Genomic DNA, 18975 nt, shown 5'->3' on the forward strand with positions numbered 1-18975 from the left:
CCCCCAACTAACTTCTTTGCTTTCACTGAATTTTGAGGTGGGGTCTTACTGCTCGGAAAATAGCGGGATAAACGTTTCCTCGTTACTTTAATCCATTTAGAAATCCCATTCATTTTTCTATCAAATTATGAACCTTATCATCTTCAAAAAGTGTTACAGGTAATACCCCAATACTATATTTCATCATTTGAGCACTTTATATTCCAAATCTATCTCCTTTTATAGTACAAGCATACACGCCAATTGTGATTCATTTTCATAAACTATTATGTGTTTTACATTTATTAAGAATAGGAGGTAATATATTGGGTTCATACTATCATTCTTCAAACTCGTATAAAAAATGCTCATGCAAATCTTCTTCCAGTTCAAATAAAAAATGTTCATGTGACCATTCACATAAACGAAGCTGTCCTGCATACGGAACTTTTTGGCAAACTGAATTTATAACTGTTCCTTTTGGCAACCCTTTTCCATTTAATCACGTTGGACCTTTAGCAGGAGGCGTTTCCTTACTAAACCCTACTACTATACAATTTAGACAAGCTGGTGATTATAGAGTTTCGTTCATTTCCAGTATTAATACTACTTTAAATCCTGTATTTCCACATATCCCAGTCATAACTATATTTTTAAATAACAATCCACTTGCTAATAGTCAAGGTGACTTCGCTATTCAAATGAATACTTCATCAAATAACGAATGTCTTCAACTCGTTGGCGAAACGATTGTTACAGTGCCAGCTAATTCAACTCTTCAACTTAGAAATAATAGTGGCTTTAATCGTCAAAGTATTGTAACTTGTGACAATGGTATAAATTCAGTTGAATTAACAGTTACAAAACTAAGTTAATATTATTTCTTCACATTCAGATACTATTTCAGCATCTTTTTTTATTGAATAACAGTTTTCTTCGACTTTTATTATCTCTCATCACGCAAAAAAAGTGCAGAATTCTTTCTAACTCAAGATTTCTGCACTTTTATATTATGCTTATTTATTCTTCCTTATTTCTCTACATAAACCGACTTAACAATCGTACGATTATATGGTTTTCCTTCTTTATTCATCCCTTTTATATCCATCGTAACGTTATATACTCCCGGTTGTTTTATATCTTTCAAAGCACCTGTAAATGTATTCGTATTAACATTTTGTAATTCATTAAATTCAGAGACTAACTTACCTTCTTTATTAACGACTCTTACTGTTATGGAAAGATCCCCTTTCATTTCAGGTGCCACTGGTGATTTTTTCAGTTTATACTCAGGTTTATTTACTTTAACCTTTGTAGGCATTTGAAGAACAAATGGCGCGTCATTCTTGTAATCGCTTACAACTAAATATGCATCTTTCGACTGCTTCGCCATCATTTTGATTTTCCATTCGCCTACTTCCAATTTATCAAACTTGAATGTTCTAATTGTCGCCCCATTAAAGAAAGATTCGCCTTCACCAGTAGTTATAGCGCTATCTTTGTTTGCATAGATTTTTCCTTTTGGAGATACCATTTGTACTTCTACATCAGAAGAAGCAGTTAGTACAGAAACTATTCCTTCAGCCTTTTTATCAACAGAAATACTTTGCTCTATCCACTGATTTTGTGGTAATTCGCCTCCTAAAATATTTTGATTTGAAGTTGTATTTAATTGTTCTAGATTTTCATTTGAACTAGTGCTGGATGCTACTAAAGCTGGTAACCCCACATTTGTCGTACGTAAATATGGTTCAATTCGTGCAAAAACAGCTGATCCTTTTCTTATATTGTCATGATCAAATCTTGAATCTGTAAATAAATGTGTACCGTACGATAGCTTCGCACTCCATTCATTTACTAGTCCATCATTTGAACCGTACGACGATAAATATAACCCGCCCATAGATAATGCAGAAAATGTTGGCCCCCAGCTAGTCCCAGTAGCCGTATAGTAACGGTTTAATTTAGCTGCTGGGTTGTTATCTATTGTTGAACGAAACTTTGCCATTTCACCTATTTGTAACGAATACGTACCATCATCTTTTTGACCTAATATAGAAGCAAGCCACCCTGCCCACCAACTATATGATAAATCTGCTAAATTTGAGCCGTGATGCGGTGTAGCAAGTGTAATAACATTTCCAACAAATCGATTCGCACCATATTCAACTAATGCAGCTTGTGTATCAATACCACCTTTACTATGTGCTACAATATTAACTTTTTTACCGAAATGATTATATATTTCTTCAAGTTTTTGTGCTAACAATTTTCCGTTATCCCACTGACTAGCCGAACCTTTCCCAGCAGCATCATATAATTGTATAAACACTGTTTGATAGCCTGCTTTCAAAGCATAATCATACATATCATTTATATCATGATATACTGTCTTTCCATACCAACTATCTGCATTACCATTTCTTCCTTGTACAAAGAGAATTGGTGGTTTATTCTCATCATAATTAGCAGGTTTTTGGCCTAAAAACCATTCTCCAGGTGTGAATACTTCTGTATCAGGAAACCCCTTTCCAAGCTCTTTTACAACTTCTGCCTGTACATTTGTGCTAATCGTTGGAGCCATGATAAAAAATACAATTAGTAAGACCACAAATCTTCTCATCAGTCGCATATTACTCCCCCTATTTTTTTGAAAGAAGGTGTTCTTTATAATATTTTATATTTTCCCTTCCTTAATAATAGCTAATCTTTTATTTTAAAAAGATGTTAGCCCTATTTTTAGAAGGTTACTAGTTGTGTACCCTCTTCCTTAACTCTCGTTATTCTCTTTGTTTCTACCTCTTCCTTTTGATAGAATACGACAAAAAAGTTTCTCAATAATTGTTAACTTCGCTACATCCAGATATTTTTTAAATTATTATTGTTTATATAAAGCATACAAATCTTGAAAAAATTTTAGTGAAAAAACATTTTATTACTAGTTAGTTATTTAAAAATATAATAAAGATATGTACTTTCTTTTCATTAAATACAAACTAATTTTAAAGGAGCTTATATTATAAGACTTTCCTACGATTAAAAATTAAACTGAAATTTCAGAATAGAAAATCACATTTCCAGAAACATATATTATGATAATTTCCGCGCACTTGAATTAACTTTTTAGAAGTACTAACCTATCGGTGAGCAGAAGAAAATTCTGTAAAAAGAAAGGAGAATACTTTATGATGACCAATTTACAAAAGGAGTTTTTTAAACGCTTAAAAATTCCTGCAAAAGAAATAACATTTGATGATTTAGATGAAATTCTCTTAAAAATGGGAATGATTCTCCCCTATGAAAATCTTGATATTATGGCTGGCACTATTAAAAATATCTCAAAAGATAACTTAATAGAAAAGTTACTTATTCAAAAACGAGGTGGACTTTGTTATGAATTAAACTCCTTATTGTATTATTTTTTAATTGATTGTGGGTTTCAAGTATACAAAGTAGCCGGTACTGTTTATGATCTGTACGATAATAAATGGAAACCCGATGATGGTCATGTCATTATCATATTAAGTCTTGAGGATAAAGATTATGTTGTGGATGCAGGTTTTGCATCTCATCTCCCTTTACATCCAGTCCCTTTTAACGGAGATGTCATCTCCTCTCAAACAGGAGAATATCGAATTCGTAAGCGAAATACTCGAAAAGGTACGCATATTTTAGAAATGAGAAAAGGAGCTAACGGAGAATCTACAAGTTTCTTACAATCTGAACCTTCAAATGAATGGAAAATAGGCTATGCTTTCACTGTAGATCCAATAGATGAGAAAAAAGTGAATAACATTCAAAAAGTGATTGTAGAGCATAAAGAATCTCCTTTTAATAAAGGGGCTATCACTTGTAAATTAACTACTTATGGTCACATATCATTAACAAATAAAAATTATACAGAAACCTTTAAAGGCACTAAAAATAAACGACCAATAGAATCTAAAGATTACGCTCGCATTCTTCGTGAATCTTTTGGAATAACGCAAGAGAAATATGTAGGAAAAACACTAGAAAGAGGTTAGTTGACTACAAGTATTTCATAATAAAGCAGATTCTATATTTAGAATCTGCTTTATTTTATATTTTGTTATAAATTAATTTAATTTTGTTGTTACCCTTTAATTTTCAATTATATATTCATCATCATATTTATCGTATTGTAACCCTTTCCCTATCTTTGATTCTGTAACTTGATCTCTTAAAAACGGTGCAGCATCCATTTTGCTAGTTGCAATTTCAATTCCATATTTTTTCGTTAAATGAGCTAACTCTATTAAAAACCACTCTCTTCGCAATGTAACTGGAATATCCAATGTTTTTCTTTTCATATATAATAGCACCTCTTTTATTTTCATAGCTTAAAAACATCACTGGATGCACTTATTAAAACTACCTTTCACCGCTAACATCCAATGAAACATTATAGTATATGCATGTCCATTTCAAACGTGCTATCACAAATATGATATTTAAGTTTACATAATTATATTATGTAATAGCAGAAAAGGAAGGCATGTCCCTCCCCCTTCTACTATAGAGATTTAAATTAAGAACATCTTGGTACACCTAAAGCTAAAAATAAACCTGCTACTCCCGCAGTAATCGGTACTTTTAACGTAATAACATCGTCTACCTTCGTTACTAAAAAGTAAGCATTACCTTCTTGTAATATACAAGTTACTAACAATTGAAATTCCATTCAAATCTCCTCCTTTCAATCGATATACTATAATTTATGAAATATCTTTCAAAAAGTAATAGGAAATATATCTATTTTTCTCTATATATAAAATAATCGTTTATAAGTCTAGTAAAAATATTAATTTTCTAAATTTATATAAAACGTGTAATATCCAATAAGTTCCTATATAATCAATAAGAAAAATCTTACAAATGCAGGTATGAAAATGGCGATTTTGAGTAATATTGGTGCAGCTTTATTTTCTATTGCTTTTATTCTTTTAATCTTATGTATCATTTCATTCTTTAAGAAAAATGGAAAAGCAAAACAATATGGACGTCCTACCGTTATTCTTTTTATGATTTCTATTATATTAATAACGACCGATACAACAAAATCGGAACACCCCGTCGTCGAGTTTTTTTCTACTTTAAGTTTCATTCTATTTATATTCTTCCTTGTTATAGCAATCTTATCTGTAATTAAGAAAACAGGTGTAGCGAAAAAACAATTTATTATTACAGCCGTATTATTTGTCATTTTTGTTGCGCTATTAGGTATTTCAGCTCCTTCTTCTGAAAAAACGACAGCAACTAGTACAAAAGTGGCATATAACAATGAAGAACAAAAAGATAGTGAACAGAAAAAAGAGCTAGAAAAGAAAGAGGCGGACGAAAAAACTCAAAAGCAAGAAGATGAGAAGCGTCAAGCCGAGGAACAAGCTCGTAAACAACAAGAAGAACAAAAACGTAAGGCTGACGAACAGGCTCGTAAACAACAAGAAGAGCAAAAAGCACAGCAAACTCAAACACAACCCGCTTCAGAAAATACTAGTAGTGCATACTACAAAAATTGTGCTGCAGTTAGAGCAGCTGGGAAAGCTCCTTTACATAAAGGGCAACCAGGTTATAGCTCTCATCTTGATCGTGATGGCGATGGAATTGCATGTGAAAAATAGCAATAAAAAATATTACCACTTATTACTTTCCCCCTTATTTTAATAACATTCTTCTTATTATTCTCAAAAACGACACAGAATAAGTGATTTCAATCACTACATAGATGTTAATTTATCGCTATTCTTAATTTAGTTATTACATTCAAACTTTATGGAGGCGTTCATATGAAACATGCATTTACTGAAACTTCTATTGTCGGTGAGATCGTTACACAATTTCCGAAAGCTAGCGATCTTTTTAAATCATATAGAATAGACTTTTGTTGTGGTGGTAATAAACCACTTATTGATGCAATTCATGAAAGAAATTTATCAGCAACAGAAGTACTTACAGAATTAAATACACTTTATAATAATACGAAACGATTAAATGAATCTGAAATTGATTGGAAAAATGCTTCTTATCGTGAATTGATTGATTATGTTATAAATAAGCATCATCGCTATTTAAATGAAGAATTACCACAATTAAGTCCGTATGTGACGAAAGTATTACGCGTCCACGGAGCAAGTCAGCCTCACTTAGCTCAAATTCATAAGCTATTTCACGAATTAAAGATGGAATTAGAACAACATTTAATTAAAGAAGAAACAGAAGATTTTCCATTAATTTTAGAATTTGAACAAAATCCAATTGAAGAAAACTATGTGAAATTACGTAAAGTAGTAGATGAGTTGGAAAATGAACATAACCACGCAGGCAACATTATTAAAGAGCTTCGTAAAGTTACAAATGACTTTACTCCTCCAGAAAGAGCTTGCGGTACTTATCGACTTGTTTACCAACGTCTTGAAGCATTAGAGTCTGACTTAGTTGAACACATTCATTTAGAAAATAATATTTTATTTCCACGTGCCATTACGAGAGCATAAATAAATTGCGGGACATGAGTATACATACTTATGTCCTGTTTTTTCATTTGGTAAAAAATATACACATCCCTCTCGAATAAATCCGAATTTTAACAATTTGTGAATCATTATAAAAATGTGACAAATATCACATCTCCCCTTTTTTGGATTTTCTATAATAGAAATATAATCCTTTGTTCAACATTTCACAGAAAAAGGGGAAACGAAAATGAAAAAACGTTTAGTTATGATCGGAAATGGTATGGCTGGCATACGCTGTATGGAAGAAATATTAAAACATAATAGTGATTCATATGAGATTACTATTTTGGGAGATGAACCGCATCCAAACTACAACCGTATTATGCTCTCTCACGTTTTACAAGGCAAAACAAATATGCAAGATATCATTATGAATGAATATAGTTGGTACGAAGAGAATGAGATAACTTTATATACAAACGAAAGAGTTCAAAGTATTAACCGAGAAGCAAAAATCATTATCACAGAAAAAAATCGTACTCTTACATATGACAAACTCATTATCGCAACAGGTTCTAGTGCTTTTATTTTACCTGTTGAAGGTTCTACTCTTCCTGGTGTAACAGGATTTCGAACAATTGAAGATACACAATTTATGATAGACACCGCTAAAGAAAAGAAAAAGGCCGTTGTTATTGGTGGTGGGTTACTTGGTTTAGAAGCCGCAAGAGGTCTTATTGACTTAGGGATGGACGTACATGTTGTTCATTTAATGCCAAACTTAATGGAGCAGCAACTAGATACGAAAGCAGCTTCTCTATTACGCGAAGATTTGGAAGCGCAAGGCATGAAATTTCTAATGGAAAAGAAAACTGTAAAAATTCTTGGTACAGACCATGTTGAGGGCATTCAATTTGAAGATGGTGAAGTTGTAGATTGTGATTTAGTCGTAATGGCTGTCGGAATACGCCCAAATACGCAAATAGCAAAAGATGCTGGTTTAATTGTAAATCGCGGTATTGTAGTCAATGACTATATGCTAACAAATGATGAGTCCATTTATGCAGTTGGAGAATGTGCAGAGCATGACGGTATCGCATATGGACTTGTTGCTCCTCTTTATGAACAAGGTGCGATATTAGCAAAACATATAACAAATTTACAAACTGATGGATATTCGGGCAGTATCGTCGGTACGCAATTAAAAGTTGCTGGTTGTGATTTATTCTCTGCTGGTCAAATTTATGAAGATGATCAAACGAAAGCAATATCCATCTTTGATGAATGTAAACGTTCCTATAAAAAAGTATTAATTCGTGATAATAAAGTCGTCGGTATCGTTTTATATGGTGACACAGCTGACGGTACACGCCTCTTTAGCATGTTAAAGAAAGAAGAAGATATACAAGAATATACACCAGCTTCCATTCTTCACAAAGCTGGTGAAGAGAGTGAACTTGACGTTGCTACTATGAGTGCTGATGACACGATTTGCGGATGTAATGGTGTTACGAAAGGTACAATCGTTCACGCCATTTTAGAACAAGAGTTAACGACTTTTGAAGAAGTTAAAGGCTGTACGAAAGCCGCAGGGTCTTGTGGTAAATGTCGTCCGCTTGTGGAACAAGTTTTATCTCATACACTTGGAGATGCTTTTGATGCCTCAGCGCAATCTGCCGGTATGTGTGGATGTACACCTTTATCCCGTGATGAAGTCGTAGCGGCCATTCACGAGAAAGGCTTAAAATCTCCAAAAGAAGTACGAAATGTTCTTGGTTTTGCACATGAAGACGGCTGTTCGAAATGCCGCCCTGCTTTAAACTACTATTTACGTATGGCGATTCCAGAAGAATATGAAGATGATAAATCGTCCCGTTTCGTTAATGAAAGAATGAATGGTAACATCCAGCACGATGGTACATTCTCTGTTATTCCACGTATGTACGGAGGCGTTACAACAGCAGATGATTTAATGAAAATTGCTGAAGTTGCGAAGAAGTATGATGTTCCACTTGTGAAAATTACCGGTGCAAGCCGAATTGGCTTATACGGTGTCAAGAAACAAGATTTACCTAACGTATGGGCTGACTTAAATATGACTTCTGGATATGCGTATTCAAAATCTCTTCGTAATGTAAAATCATGTGTTGGCTCTCGTTTTTGCCGTTTCGGTACGAAAGATTCATTAGGACTTGGTATGTTGCTTGAACAATCATTAGAAATGGTAGATACACCTCATAAAATGAAAATGGGTGTAACTGGTTGTCCGCGTAACTGTGCGGAAGTACTGACGAAAGATTTTGGCGTTGTTTGTGTCGAAAATGGATATCAACTTTATATTGGCGGAAATGGTGGTACAGAAGTACGTGAAGCTGATTTTGTAATGATTGTCCCTACTGAAGATGATGTCCTTCGCATCGCTACAGCTTACATGCAATATTATCGTGAAACTGGTATTTACGGAGAGCGTACTGCCTACTGGACAGAACGTTTAGGCTTCGATCACATAAAAGAAATACTGCAAGATGCAAATATGGTTACTACGTTAAATGAACGTTTCCAAAAAGCTCGTGGCACATATAAAGAAGCATGGGGACAAGCACTAGAAACGAAATCATTAAAAGCGATGTATGAAGTAGAAACTGTGAAATAAGGAGCTGTGACCTATATGATACAAACGAAAGAAAAAATAAAAGTTATGCGTGCAGAAGACCTTCCTATTCAAATCGGTAAAGAGGTGCAAATGAAAGGTATGTCTTTCGCCCTATTCCGCCTTTCAAATGGCGATATTCGAGCTGTAGAAAATCGTTGTCCTCATAAAAACGGGCCATTAGCGGAAGGTATTGTATCTGGAGAATTCGTCTTTTGTCCACTACATGATTGGAAAATTTCACTACTAACAGGTGAAGTTCAAAAACCTGATGACGGTTGTATTCAAACGTATGAAGTAGAAGTTATTGACGGAGATATTTATATATACATGTAATTTACAAAAGGAAGCCTCCCCTGGCTTCCTTTTAAATAAAAATAGACGAGGTGCGAATATGAACGGATATGTATATTTAGTTGGTGCAGGACCAGGTGATGAAGGGCTTATTACAAAAAAAGCGATAGAGTGCTTAAATCGTGCAGATATCGTCTTATATGACCGCTTATTAAACCCTTCCTTTCTTAATTATACAAAAGAAACATGTGAACTTATTTATTGCGGAAAAATGCCAAAGAATCATACTATGCGTCAAGAAATGATTAACTCACACCTCCTTCAATTTGCGAAAGAAGGAAAAATCGTAGTCCGCTTAAAAGGCGGAGATCCATCTATTTTTGGCCGTGTTGGTGAAGAAGCAGAAACTTTAGCATCAGCAAATATTCCATATGAAATTGTACCAGGTATTACATCTAGCATCGCCGCTAGTATCTATGCAGGTATTCCCCTCACCCACCGTGACTACAGTAATAGTGTCACTTTATTAACTGGACATGCAAAAGGTCCTTTAAGCGATCATGGAAAATATAATTCATCTTACAATAGCGACACGATTGCCTACTACATGGGTATAAAAAACTTACCTACAATTTGTGAAAACTTACTACAAGCAGGAAAAAAAGAAGATACGCCATTAGCAGTCATTGAATGGGGTACAACTGGTAAACAGCGCGTTGTCACAGGGACACTGTCTACCATTGTTTCTATTGTCAAAAACGAAAATATTTCTAATCCTTCTATGACAATTGTTGGTGATGTCGTTTCCTTATGTAATCAAATCTCTTGGAAAGAACGCAAGCCATTGCACAGCAAGAAAGTTTTATTTGCATCTGCAACAAATAAAAAAAGCGCAATAAAGCAAATGTTACAAGAGTCCGGTGCAGAAATATATCAAATTCCAACTTTCAAAAAGAAAGAATACACATTAACCTCTGAACAAATCAATAAGATTTTTAACGTTGATCGTCTTGTATTTTGTTCCGCTGACAGTGTAGACATCTTAATGCAATCATGCAGTAAATATCATAAAGATATTCGTTCCTTACAGGCAGAACTTCAGTATATGAACCTTTCTATTCAAGAAAAGCTCATGCAATATGGATTGTTCAGTAAACCTGCGCAATTTTCTTCGAATTCAACGATTTATTTAGGACGAAACATTAACCGAATTGCTGTTATTCAAGAAAAAATTGGTGCTGGTTCCTATATGATGACTCATGAATACACAATTGATCATCGCTTCGATGAAATTCATTCACGTATGCTTTCTGAATTCTCATGGGATAGCATTGTATTTGAAGGTCGTGCTTCTATTGATACGTTTCTAGCAGAAATAAAACGCCTTGGCTTTATCAATATTCTTACTCTCCCATTCTCGTATACCGACGTTCCAACTTTACACTATGCAAATAAAGTTGGGTTTCATAACGTAGATCATCAATTACAAGAAACTCTTATGAAGAAAGACATGGTGAGACAATGAAAGGAATTGTATATGTTGGACATGGGAGCCGGCTACAAGAAGGTAATGAACAATTCATTCAATTTATTCAATCTGTTATGAAAGAGCGAAACGAAAGAATTCAAAAAATAGCTTTTCTAGAACTAACGACACCTACTATTTCGGATGCAGTTACAGAAACGATAATAGAGGGAGTAACTGAAATAATGATTGTACCTGTTTTATTATTTGCAGCAGCTCACTATAAACGTGATATTCCTTTTGAAATAGAGCAACTACAAAAGAAATATCCACAAATAACATTTTCAGTTGTACCTCCTTTTAGTACACATCCACATATGGTGGAACTTGTAGTGAAAAGAATACGTGAAGCTATGTCAATGCAAAATAGTAGTATTTTACTCGTAGGACGAGGCAGTAGTGATCCACAACCGATACATGAATTACAACAAATCAGAGCAGCTGTCGAACGAAAACTTGGTATGCCAGTATCCTGTTCCTTTTTAACGAAAGGAACTCCCTCTTTTGCTGCTGAGCTCAAGGCTATAACATCGACTGCGTCCCATGTATATGTCATGCCGTACCTTCTCTTTACCGGATTATTACTTCAAAAAATTAAATTGCATACAAAAAAATATGATCACGTTACGACTTGTAACTGTCTTCAGTTTGATACATACATGAAGTTAACATTATTAGAACGAATGGAGGAATGCATATATGTATAACATGTACCCTCTTATGTTTAATCTACAAAATAAAGTGGTCGTTATCATTGGTGGAGGTAAAATTGCATATCGAAAAGCGTCTGGATTAAAAAATACAGGTGCTTTCGTCACTGTTGTCAGCCCAGAAATTTGCGAGGAAATGAAGGAACTTTCTTATATTACTTGGAAGCAAAAAACTTTTAGTAATGATGATATTAAAGATGCTCATCTTATTTATGCAGCTACAAATCAACATGCTGTAAATATGATAGTCAAACAGGCCGCTCATGATTTCCAGTGGGTTAACGTTGTAAGTGGTAGTACAGCATCATCTTTTCACACACCTGGTGTCATTCGAAATGATGAATATGTTGTCACTATTTCAACTTCAGGTAAGGACCCATCGTTTACGAAGCGCATGAAGCAAGAATTAACATCTATACTTCCTAAACTTATAAAAAAACTTTCTCATACTCGCAAATTGTAATCTATCACTCAGCTAAAATAGTAATTAACTTTGAACAAACGTTTTTAGAGGCGTTTGTTCTTTTTGCTTTAGTTTCGTTTTTTAGGCTCAGACAAGCAATTGGACAAGAATCTGTGAAGAAAAATAACGACAACAATTACGGACATAAAAAACAGTTGCTTGAGAGCAACTGCTTCAATACAGGTTTTATATTGGATATTCATTCAACCAAATTAGCGCATATTCATACTCATCAAAAAATCTCACAGATTCTTTCGTATTAGATTGTTGTAAATAATCCATTATCTCCCCCTCTTCAAGGAGAAATGCAATTGCCTTACTGTGATTCAAAATGGTTTCATTGAAAAACTTCTCTTTCCATACTTTTTGAACAGAAAAATGATTTGGCGTGTATCCTTTTCTATCCACCAACAATTTGTATTTCCGCCCTTCGGAAATGAATTGCTGACAAACCTGCTCGAAACCATTAAACCATTCATACACATCATCTGTTTTTATATTACCAACTAGATGGGTAACAATTATATCTCCTGAAACTGTTGTGCTAATAATTTGTTTACTCAACTTGGAATCATCCCCCTTATTTACAATAATACGGAAAAACTACATGGAATCAATAAAGATAAAATTCTTACTTGACGCTCCCCCATCACTATCAACCTAAGCTCATGTAACGTCAATTATAAGCGAGATTGTGTCTTTTTTCGCAAATCTATATGTAGATGCTTTAAAGATTTACATACGAAATAACCCGTAACGAGTTTCCTTTTTTTGAATTAAGCCACTTGATTATCAGACATAGTACAATTGTAAACGACACTCAATATATTTAAGACTGTTTTCTTCTCATATCGATGGGATTTCCGTCCATCATTTACCGCCTCAAATCTATTCATTTTTGCACGTACATTCAAAACAAAATATATGACAAATAAATAACGACAGTTACTGTAATAATGCTGAAAAGTGTTGAAAATAAAACGATTTGTGCATGTAATTCAGGTTCTATTTGATACTCCATAGCAATGGTTGATGTATTTCTTGAAGTAGGAAAAGAACTTGCAATAAATAATGATTGTGCAACAATACCATCCATGTTTAGTAGATATATCATAGCAAGTGCTAATAATGGTCCCATCAGTAACCTTCCAATTAAAGCCCATGTTATGACTCGATGGAAAAAATTAAGCTTAATGTTGGATAATTGTGCCCCTAGCAATATGAGTGCTATTGCAACAAAACCATTCGCAAGCTGATTAAGAGGAATAAAGATAGAATTAGGTATTTGAATTGTAAAAGATTGAAAGAAAACCCCTAATACGAGTGCATGAAATACAGGCAGTCTTAGAAATGATTGAATAATACCTCCGATTGTTTTTGTTGCTGATAGTAAGTTATATATCCCATATGAATAAGTTAAAAGATTCTGGAAAATAACAATAAAAATTTGAATGGAAACCCCCACTGGATTGTGACTGAAAATCAATTGACTTACTGGTAACCCATAATTACCGGAATTCATTAACGAAATGCTATTTTTTAGAGCTGCACTTTCTCCTTTTTCTAACTTTAATATTTTTGAAATGAAATGACTTACTATGATCAGACTCAGACTATAAAGCATTAAATAGTATATTATCTGGAGCAACAAACCTGTTTCTATACGAATATCATATATATTCACAAATACAGCCGCTGGCATCAAGCAATAAGTAATAAGTGTAGATAGCTGCTTTAAGTTAAATTGAAACTTTCTTTGTAAGATTGCACCAATTAGCATCAATATTAATATTGGTAATATCACGTCTAATATAATAAAAACAAACATGTAAAACCTCATTCCAAATATATTATAGTTGGATTAAACTCTTTACTAAATATGGACCACGTTTTATTCATCGGAAAACACCCTCAGTTCTTAATAATCAGAAAACTGAAATCAATAATACGAAAATGCTCATCAAAAATTCTTATTTCATTTCCCTCCCCTCTCTTTTCTTTAACATATCAAATATAACTCATAAAGAAAATTATGGATTGTTTATACAAATTCATAATTTTATCTTATCAACCTAAACGGTATTTTTTATTTTAAGTATTCTTTTTCACAATATCCATTAGCCTTACCAAAAAATCTGGCCCTAGAAAAATCTGATACTGCAGTTACTATGCGAAGAATACTTACATCAATTCCATACTTGTCGCTTAAAACACCTAACATACTTGATACTTGTTTATCTTGAGTGGACTTATATTTTTTTCATCTAAACATCCCGATTCAATTAAATATTTGCATTCTAAAAATGAGTTCGATCTTTAGAATAGATTTAAGATTTCCTTCACTAATCTACCCTTTAATTGAATAACTTTTGACTTCTATATTTTAAAATAAAATTCCATAAACCTTCTGTTTTTCATTTTAAAAACACACTCTTTTAGAAAACGAGCGTTTGTTGAGATAGCAATAAAAACATGTTGAAGCCTATTACAAAAAGAACCATCCCAAAATACTTTGGGACAGTTCTTTTTCCTTATTAATGATTCTTTAACATCACTAACAATTTCTCTTGGCTATACATCCATACTGTAATGATTAAACAAGCAAGTGCGACTTCTGATAACGCCATAAATCCAATAGCATAATGACCTGTTAATTGGAATAGTAATGTTAAAATTAGCGGTGGGAAGAATCCTCCTAGTCCACCTAAAGCTGATACGAGACCATTTACAATACCAGCTTGTTCTGAGAAATACATTGGAACGAGTTTAAAGATTGTACCATTACCTATACCTGCACAAAATGCGACTAGTAGGCAACCAAATGTATACACGTTCATGCTAGGCATAAATGATAAAATAATACCTGAAAGTGTTAAACCGATAAATACAAAGATTAATATTTTAAATGGATTAAACTTATCACCGAGCCAACCACCAATTGGGCGCATAATTGTTGCGAGTACGATGAATCCAGCTGTCCGCATACCTGCATCTACTTTCTCTAATCCGAAGTGAGATACTAAAAAGTTTGGTAAGTATACGGTAAATGCGACAAATGATCCGAATGTTAAAAAGTAAAAGATACATAAAAACCAAAGTTTTTCATTTTTATATACACCTTTTATTTGTTCCATTAATGGTGTATTCACCTTTTTCTCTTTACGATCGCCTAATAAAAAATTCATAAGTGCAAATGCTGCAAGTAAAACCAAATAACATTGTACTGTCGCTCTCCAGCCAACTGAAGTTGCGATAACAGGCGCTAAAAATGAAGTAATGGCTGTTCCGGCATTACCTACACCGTAAATACCATTTACAAAACCGTGACTCTCTTTCGGAAAGTATTTTGGTAAAGAAGTTACCCCTACAGAGAATACAGCACCACCGATTCCGACAAATAATCCACCAATAATTAAATCCATCATAGAATTGGCAACACTAATATAAAAGACAGGAAATAATAATAAAATAAAACTAATAAAGAATAATTTTCTTGCTCCGAAACGATTTGTCCAATAACCAATTGGAATGCGAAGAACAGAACCTAAAATAACCGGTACTGCTGTTACTATAGAAATTTGTCCCGCAGTTAATGGGATATCCACTTTAATATAGGGCATTAATGATGATAAAATAACCCACACCATAAAACCGATAATTAGATTAGAAGTTTGTAAACTTAATTGAAAATTAGGACTTTTCATCCTGTTCCCTCCTATGTATACGTAGTTATATTCATTCCCTCCAGCCTAATCACGTTCTTACATGATTAGGCTGAAAAGAATCAACCACCACTTACTGGCGGAATCATTGCTACGATATCGCCAGTTTGAATGATGTCATCCTCATTTGCGTATTCTTCATTTATCGCGACCATAATCTCGTTTAAAATTTCTACATTATATTCCTTAATCAGAACTTCCTTCAGCTTCGCAACTGTAATATTTTCACAATCTATGTGTAATGCTGGCTTACTTACTTCTTCTTGTAAATGTGCAAATAATAGTACTTCAATCATATACTCATCCCCTTTCCAGGCTCACCATTTGCATATGTTACCTTCTCTAACTGATCACCTATCCATGACTCACCATCTTCCCAAAACTCTTTCTTCCAAATTGGAACAATTTGTTTAATACGCTCCATAATATATTCGTTCGCCTCATATGCAGCTTTCCGGTGTGGTGTAGAAACAGCGACAACAACAGCAAGATCAGAAATTTGTAATGTACCAATGCGATGTGTAATAGCGACATATGTCCCTGGCCACTTCTCTCCTACTTCAGTGCCAATTCTCTCAAGCTGGTTCTCCGCCATTGTCTTATAAGCTACATACTCTAAACAAAGTGTACGTCGACCTTTCGTAAATTCTCTAACAGTACCAATAAAAGTAGTAACCGCACCACACTCACGACGAATTACTTTGTTTGTAACTTCTTCAATTGAAATAGGTGTATCAATTACTTCATAATACGTATGTGTCATCTTGCACCTCTGACCCTTATATAAGTTAGCAATCTCTTTCTCTATTACTTGTATGATCGAAGCGGCTCTTCCCACGGCCACTCACTTCCGACGTTCGATTCTAATAACAGTACCGAAACGGTTATTCCTGTTTCAAATCCTCTCGTTCCTCCCGGCAGAACGATAAATGCATTCGCTTCTGCAAGTGAAGAAATTGCGCTAGATTTATCTAAACCGACTGGTGTAACTTGCAATTGCCCATCTACAATTTCTACTCTCCCTCTTACAAAACGAGTAAACGGATTTGCTTTCGAAATGTCTTTCTGTAAAATTGCCTCTGCACGATATATGTGCGGATCTTTCCTATGCAAGTATGTTCCAATGACAGGTCGAACATACAATTCACATCCGACATAACAAGCAGAAGGATTACCAGATAGACCAAATAATAGTTTTCCCTCTAACTCAGCTACAGTTGTCACACTTCCTGGTCGCATCGCTATTTTGTTAAAAAGTACATTAGCTTGTAATCTCTCATAAATATCCGGTAAATAATCATAGTCTCCTACTGAAACGCCACCAGTTGTAATTAATATATCAACTTCTTTTATCGCTTTTTTTACAGTGTTATAACACGTCTCAAAATCGTCAGCGAATTGCCCATAATACTGTACAATCCCCCCTGCTCGTTCAATTTGAGCAGCTATCATATAGGAGTTACTATTTCGAATCTTCCCTGGCTTTAATTGTTCATGTACTTCGAGCAGTTCACTTCCTGTCGTTACAATTCCAATGACTGGCTGTTTTACAACATATACCGTACTATAACCAAACGTAGCAAGAAGTGCTGCAACTCCAGGATTAATAACAGTCCCTTTTTTCACCAGAATGCTATTTTGTTTTACATCTTCTCCTTTAAAAGAAATGTTATCCCCAGCAACAAAGGAGCGTTTCAATTTCATATAAGTCTTTTCGTTTTCTTCAAATCCTTCCGTTAGCTCTAACATAACTACTGTATTACACCCCGCAGGAATTGCCGCACCTGTCATAATACGGACAGCTTGAAATGCTTTCACATCTTCTGTAAAAACAAAACCTGCTCCAATTTCACCAATCACTTCAAACAGAATGGGATTACTGCTACTTGCTTCTTTTGTGTCTTCTGCTCGAATCGCAAATCCGTCATATGGAGAACGATTGAAATGCGGGACATCATGATCTGCAATAACATCTTCTCCAAGTGTTCTACCGTAGCTTTCTATAAGAGAAACCTTTTCTATTTCACCTTGGTAAGCATATTCCATTACACGTGCAACTGCTTCTGCCACTGGAATTGGTATACGTTTTTCTAACATTCTTTTTCACCTCGTTTTAATAAGGGACAACTCTCTTTCTGTTCATCCTATATATTTTGCGTATAATCGTTTTGCTATTTTCACATCATTTGTTCCATGAATAAATGCCCTACCGTCTGTAAATAAAACGAAACGATATTCATCAATTAGAAATGATAGTAAGTAAGGCGTTTTTTGGACAAGTACACTTTTTTGTAATCGTTTTTGAACTTCCTCTAAATGAAGAACACGTTTTACCCCTGAACGGATTTGAACCGTATTCCGTCCGCATAGCACTTCCGTTTTCATCTGTGCTTCAAATGTTAAACTTGGGTACGTGCGTGTATTTCCACAAGAGGGACATGTATTTTTCTTCTGTCTATTTACTTTTAATGAGAGATATTGATTGTTCCAAATATCAAATGATAACATTGTTCCTCTTAGCGCCTCAAAATCATCCACCAATATTTTCATCGCCTCTGTTACTTGATGAGCAACGACCATTTGTACAGCTGGTTGAATGATTCCTGCTGTATCGCATGTTGCACCGCCCATAGGATGATCCATTAAGCAGCGAAAACATGGTGTTTTCCCTGGAAGAATTGTATACGTTACACCGTAACTTCCAATACATCCACCGTATATCCAAGGTATATTTTCTTTTTGTGAAATGTCATTTATAAGTAGGCGCGTATCAAAATTGTCAGTCGCATCTAATATGAGATCCACTTCTTTTGTTAACTCTTTTATTTCTTGCAGTGTGACATCCGATACTACTGGTACAATTTCCACTTCAGAATTAATCTTTCTTAAATGCTCTGCCGCTGCAATTGCTTTCGGTTTGCACTGCTGTGCATCTTCTTCTGTATATAACTGTTGCCGTTGTAAATTACTCCATTCGACGTAGTCACGGTCAGCAATTGTCAATTTCCCAATTCCCATTCTAACAAGAGCTTCTGCATTTGCAGCTCCTAGTGCACCCGCACCGATTAGGAGCACATGCTTTTCTCTTATTTTTCTTAGTCCCATTTCACCAATTCTAGAAAACAATACTTGTCTTGCATAACGCTCTTGCATAAG

Annotated in this window: 19 protein-coding genes; 9 read left to right on the forward strand and 10 right to left on the reverse strand. The window is 34.4% G+C overall.

What is annotated here, in order from left to right; all coding sequences use genetic code 11:
* Window positions 1-305: 305 nt before the first annotated feature.
* Window positions 306-854 (forward strand): hypothetical protein, encoded by a 549-nt coding sequence (locus ACS2FK_RS19735; RefSeq protein WP_000536156.1) that lies wholly within the window; start codon window positions 306-308, stop codon window positions 852-854.
* Between the two features lie 155 nt (window positions 855-1009).
* On the opposite strand, the gene ACS2FK_RS19740 is transcribed toward ACS2FK_RS19735, so the two are convergent.
* Entirely contained in the window at window positions 1010-2611 is a 1602-nt protein-coding gene (locus ACS2FK_RS19740; protein WP_001238730.1) for an esterase/lipase family protein, read from the reverse strand.
* Between the two features lie 553 nt (window positions 2612-3164).
* On the opposite strand from ACS2FK_RS19740, the gene ACS2FK_RS19745 reads away from it, so the two are divergent.
* Window positions 3165-4004 (forward strand): arylamine N-acetyltransferase family protein, encoded by an 840-nt coding sequence (locus tag ACS2FK_RS19745; protein ID WP_063547137.1) that lies wholly within the window; start codon window positions 3165-3167, stop codon window positions 4002-4004.
* Between the two features lie 96 nt (window positions 4005-4100).
* On the opposite strand, the gene ACS2FK_RS19750 is transcribed toward ACS2FK_RS19745, so the two are convergent.
* On the reverse strand, window positions 4101-4310 hold the full coding sequence (locus ACS2FK_RS19750; protein ID WP_000824207.1) for a hypothetical protein: 210 nt from the start codon (window positions 4308-4310) through the stop codon (window positions 4101-4103).
* A 218-nt stretch (window positions 4311-4528) separates the two neighbouring features.
* Window positions 4529-4681, reverse strand: a complete 153-nt coding sequence (exsG, locus tag ACS2FK_RS19755; RefSeq protein WP_000395679.1) for an exosporium protein ExsG — start codon at window positions 4679-4681, stop codon at window positions 4529-4531.
* Between the two features lie 208 nt (window positions 4682-4889).
* On the opposite strand from exsG, the gene ACS2FK_RS19760 reads away from it, so the two are divergent.
* The 7 genes from ACS2FK_RS19760 to ACS2FK_RS19790 all read left to right on the forward strand — a co-directional run bounded on the left by ACS2FK_RS19760 (window position 4890) and on the right by ACS2FK_RS19790 (window position 12097).
* Window positions 4890-5621, forward strand: a complete 732-nt coding sequence (locus tag ACS2FK_RS19760; RefSeq protein WP_063547136.1) for an excalibur calcium-binding domain-containing protein — start codon at window positions 4890-4892, stop codon at window positions 5619-5621.
* Window positions 5622-5786: 165 nt separating this feature from the next.
* Window positions 5787-6494 (forward strand): iron-sulfur cluster repair di-iron protein, encoded by a 708-nt coding sequence (ric, locus tag ACS2FK_RS19765; RefSeq protein WP_063547135.1) that lies wholly within the window; start codon window positions 5787-5789, stop codon window positions 6492-6494.
* A 208-nt stretch (window positions 6495-6702) separates the two neighbouring features.
* Window positions 6703-9108 (forward strand): NADPH-nitrite reductase large subunit, encoded by a 2406-nt coding sequence (gene nirB / locus ACS2FK_RS19770; RefSeq protein WP_053564652.1) that lies wholly within the window; start codon window positions 6703-6705, stop codon window positions 9106-9108.
* A 15-nt stretch (window positions 9109-9123) separates the two neighbouring features.
* A complete protein-coding gene (gene nirD, locus ACS2FK_RS19775) occupies window positions 9124-9441 on the forward strand; it encodes a nitrite reductase small subunit NirD (RefSeq protein ID WP_000616683.1) in 318 nt (105 codons plus the stop codon).
* A gap of 58 nt (window positions 9442-9499) precedes the next feature.
* Entirely contained in the window at window positions 9500-10924 is a 1425-nt protein-coding gene (locus tag ACS2FK_RS19780) for a uroporphyrin-III C-methyltransferase (protein ID WP_063547134.1), read from the forward strand.
* Window positions 10921-11631: a sirohydrochlorin chelatase gene (locus ACS2FK_RS19785; protein WP_000676477.1), complete on the forward strand. Its 711-nt coding sequence runs from the start codon at window positions 10921-10923 to the stop codon at window positions 11629-11631. The genes ACS2FK_RS19780 and ACS2FK_RS19785 overlap by 4 nt, the downstream gene beginning before the upstream one ends.
* Window positions 11624-12097 (forward strand): precorrin-2 dehydrogenase, encoded by a 474-nt coding sequence (locus tag ACS2FK_RS19790; RefSeq protein WP_063547133.1) that lies wholly within the window; start codon window positions 11624-11626, stop codon window positions 12095-12097. The genes ACS2FK_RS19785 and ACS2FK_RS19790 overlap by 8 nt, the downstream gene beginning before the upstream one ends.
* A 186-nt stretch (window positions 12098-12283) precedes the next feature.
* Here ACS2FK_RS19790 and ACS2FK_RS19795 read toward each other — a convergent pair whose 3' ends face one another.
* From ACS2FK_RS19795 to ACS2FK_RS19825, 7 genes are all read right to left on the reverse strand, one after another.
* On the reverse strand, window positions 12284-12691 hold the full coding sequence (locus ACS2FK_RS19795; protein WP_230387349.1) for an STAS/SEC14 domain-containing protein: 408 nt from the start codon (window positions 12689-12691) through the stop codon (window positions 12284-12286).
* A gap of 316 nt (window positions 12692-13007) precedes the next feature.
* Window positions 13008-13925, reverse strand: coding sequence for an AEC family transporter (locus tag ACS2FK_RS19800; RefSeq protein ID WP_000497496.1), 918 nt, complete (start codon window positions 13923-13925; stop codon window positions 13008-13010).
* 706 nt (window positions 13926-14631) lie between these two features.
* Complete coding sequence (gene narK / locus ACS2FK_RS19805) at window positions 14632-15801, reverse strand: nitrate transporter NarK (protein WP_063547131.1); 1170 nt, start codon at window positions 15799-15801, stop codon at window positions 14632-14634.
* Between the two features lie 80 nt (window positions 15802-15881).
* Window positions 15882-16115 carry a molybdopterin converting factor subunit 1 gene (moaD, locus tag ACS2FK_RS19810; RefSeq protein WP_063547130.1) on the reverse strand — a complete coding sequence of 78 codons (234 nt, stop codon included), beginning with the start codon at window positions 16113-16115 and terminating at the stop codon, window positions 15882-15884.
* Window positions 16112-16582 carry a molybdenum cofactor biosynthesis protein MoaE gene (locus ACS2FK_RS19815; RefSeq protein ID WP_063547129.1) on the reverse strand — a complete coding sequence of 157 codons (471 nt, stop codon included), beginning with the start codon at window positions 16580-16582 and terminating at the stop codon, window positions 16112-16114. The genes moaD and ACS2FK_RS19815 overlap by 4 nt, the downstream gene beginning before the upstream one ends.
* A gap of 44 nt (window positions 16583-16626) precedes the next feature.
* Complete coding sequence (locus tag ACS2FK_RS19820) at window positions 16627-17916, reverse strand: molybdopterin molybdotransferase MoeA (RefSeq protein ID WP_063547128.1); 1290 nt, start codon at window positions 17914-17916, stop codon at window positions 16627-16629.
* A gap of 42 nt (window positions 17917-17958) precedes the next feature.
* Window positions 17959-18972, reverse strand: coding sequence for a molybdopterin-synthase adenylyltransferase MoeB (locus ACS2FK_RS19825; protein WP_063547127.1), 1014 nt, complete (start codon window positions 18970-18972; stop codon window positions 17959-17961).
* Window positions 18973-18975: the final 3 nt, after the last annotated feature.

Source organism: Bacillus cereus group sp. BceL220, from assembly GCF_051776965.1.
Classification (GTDB): Bacteria; Bacillota; Bacilli; order Bacillales; family Bacillaceae_G; genus Bacillus_A; species Bacillus_A cereus.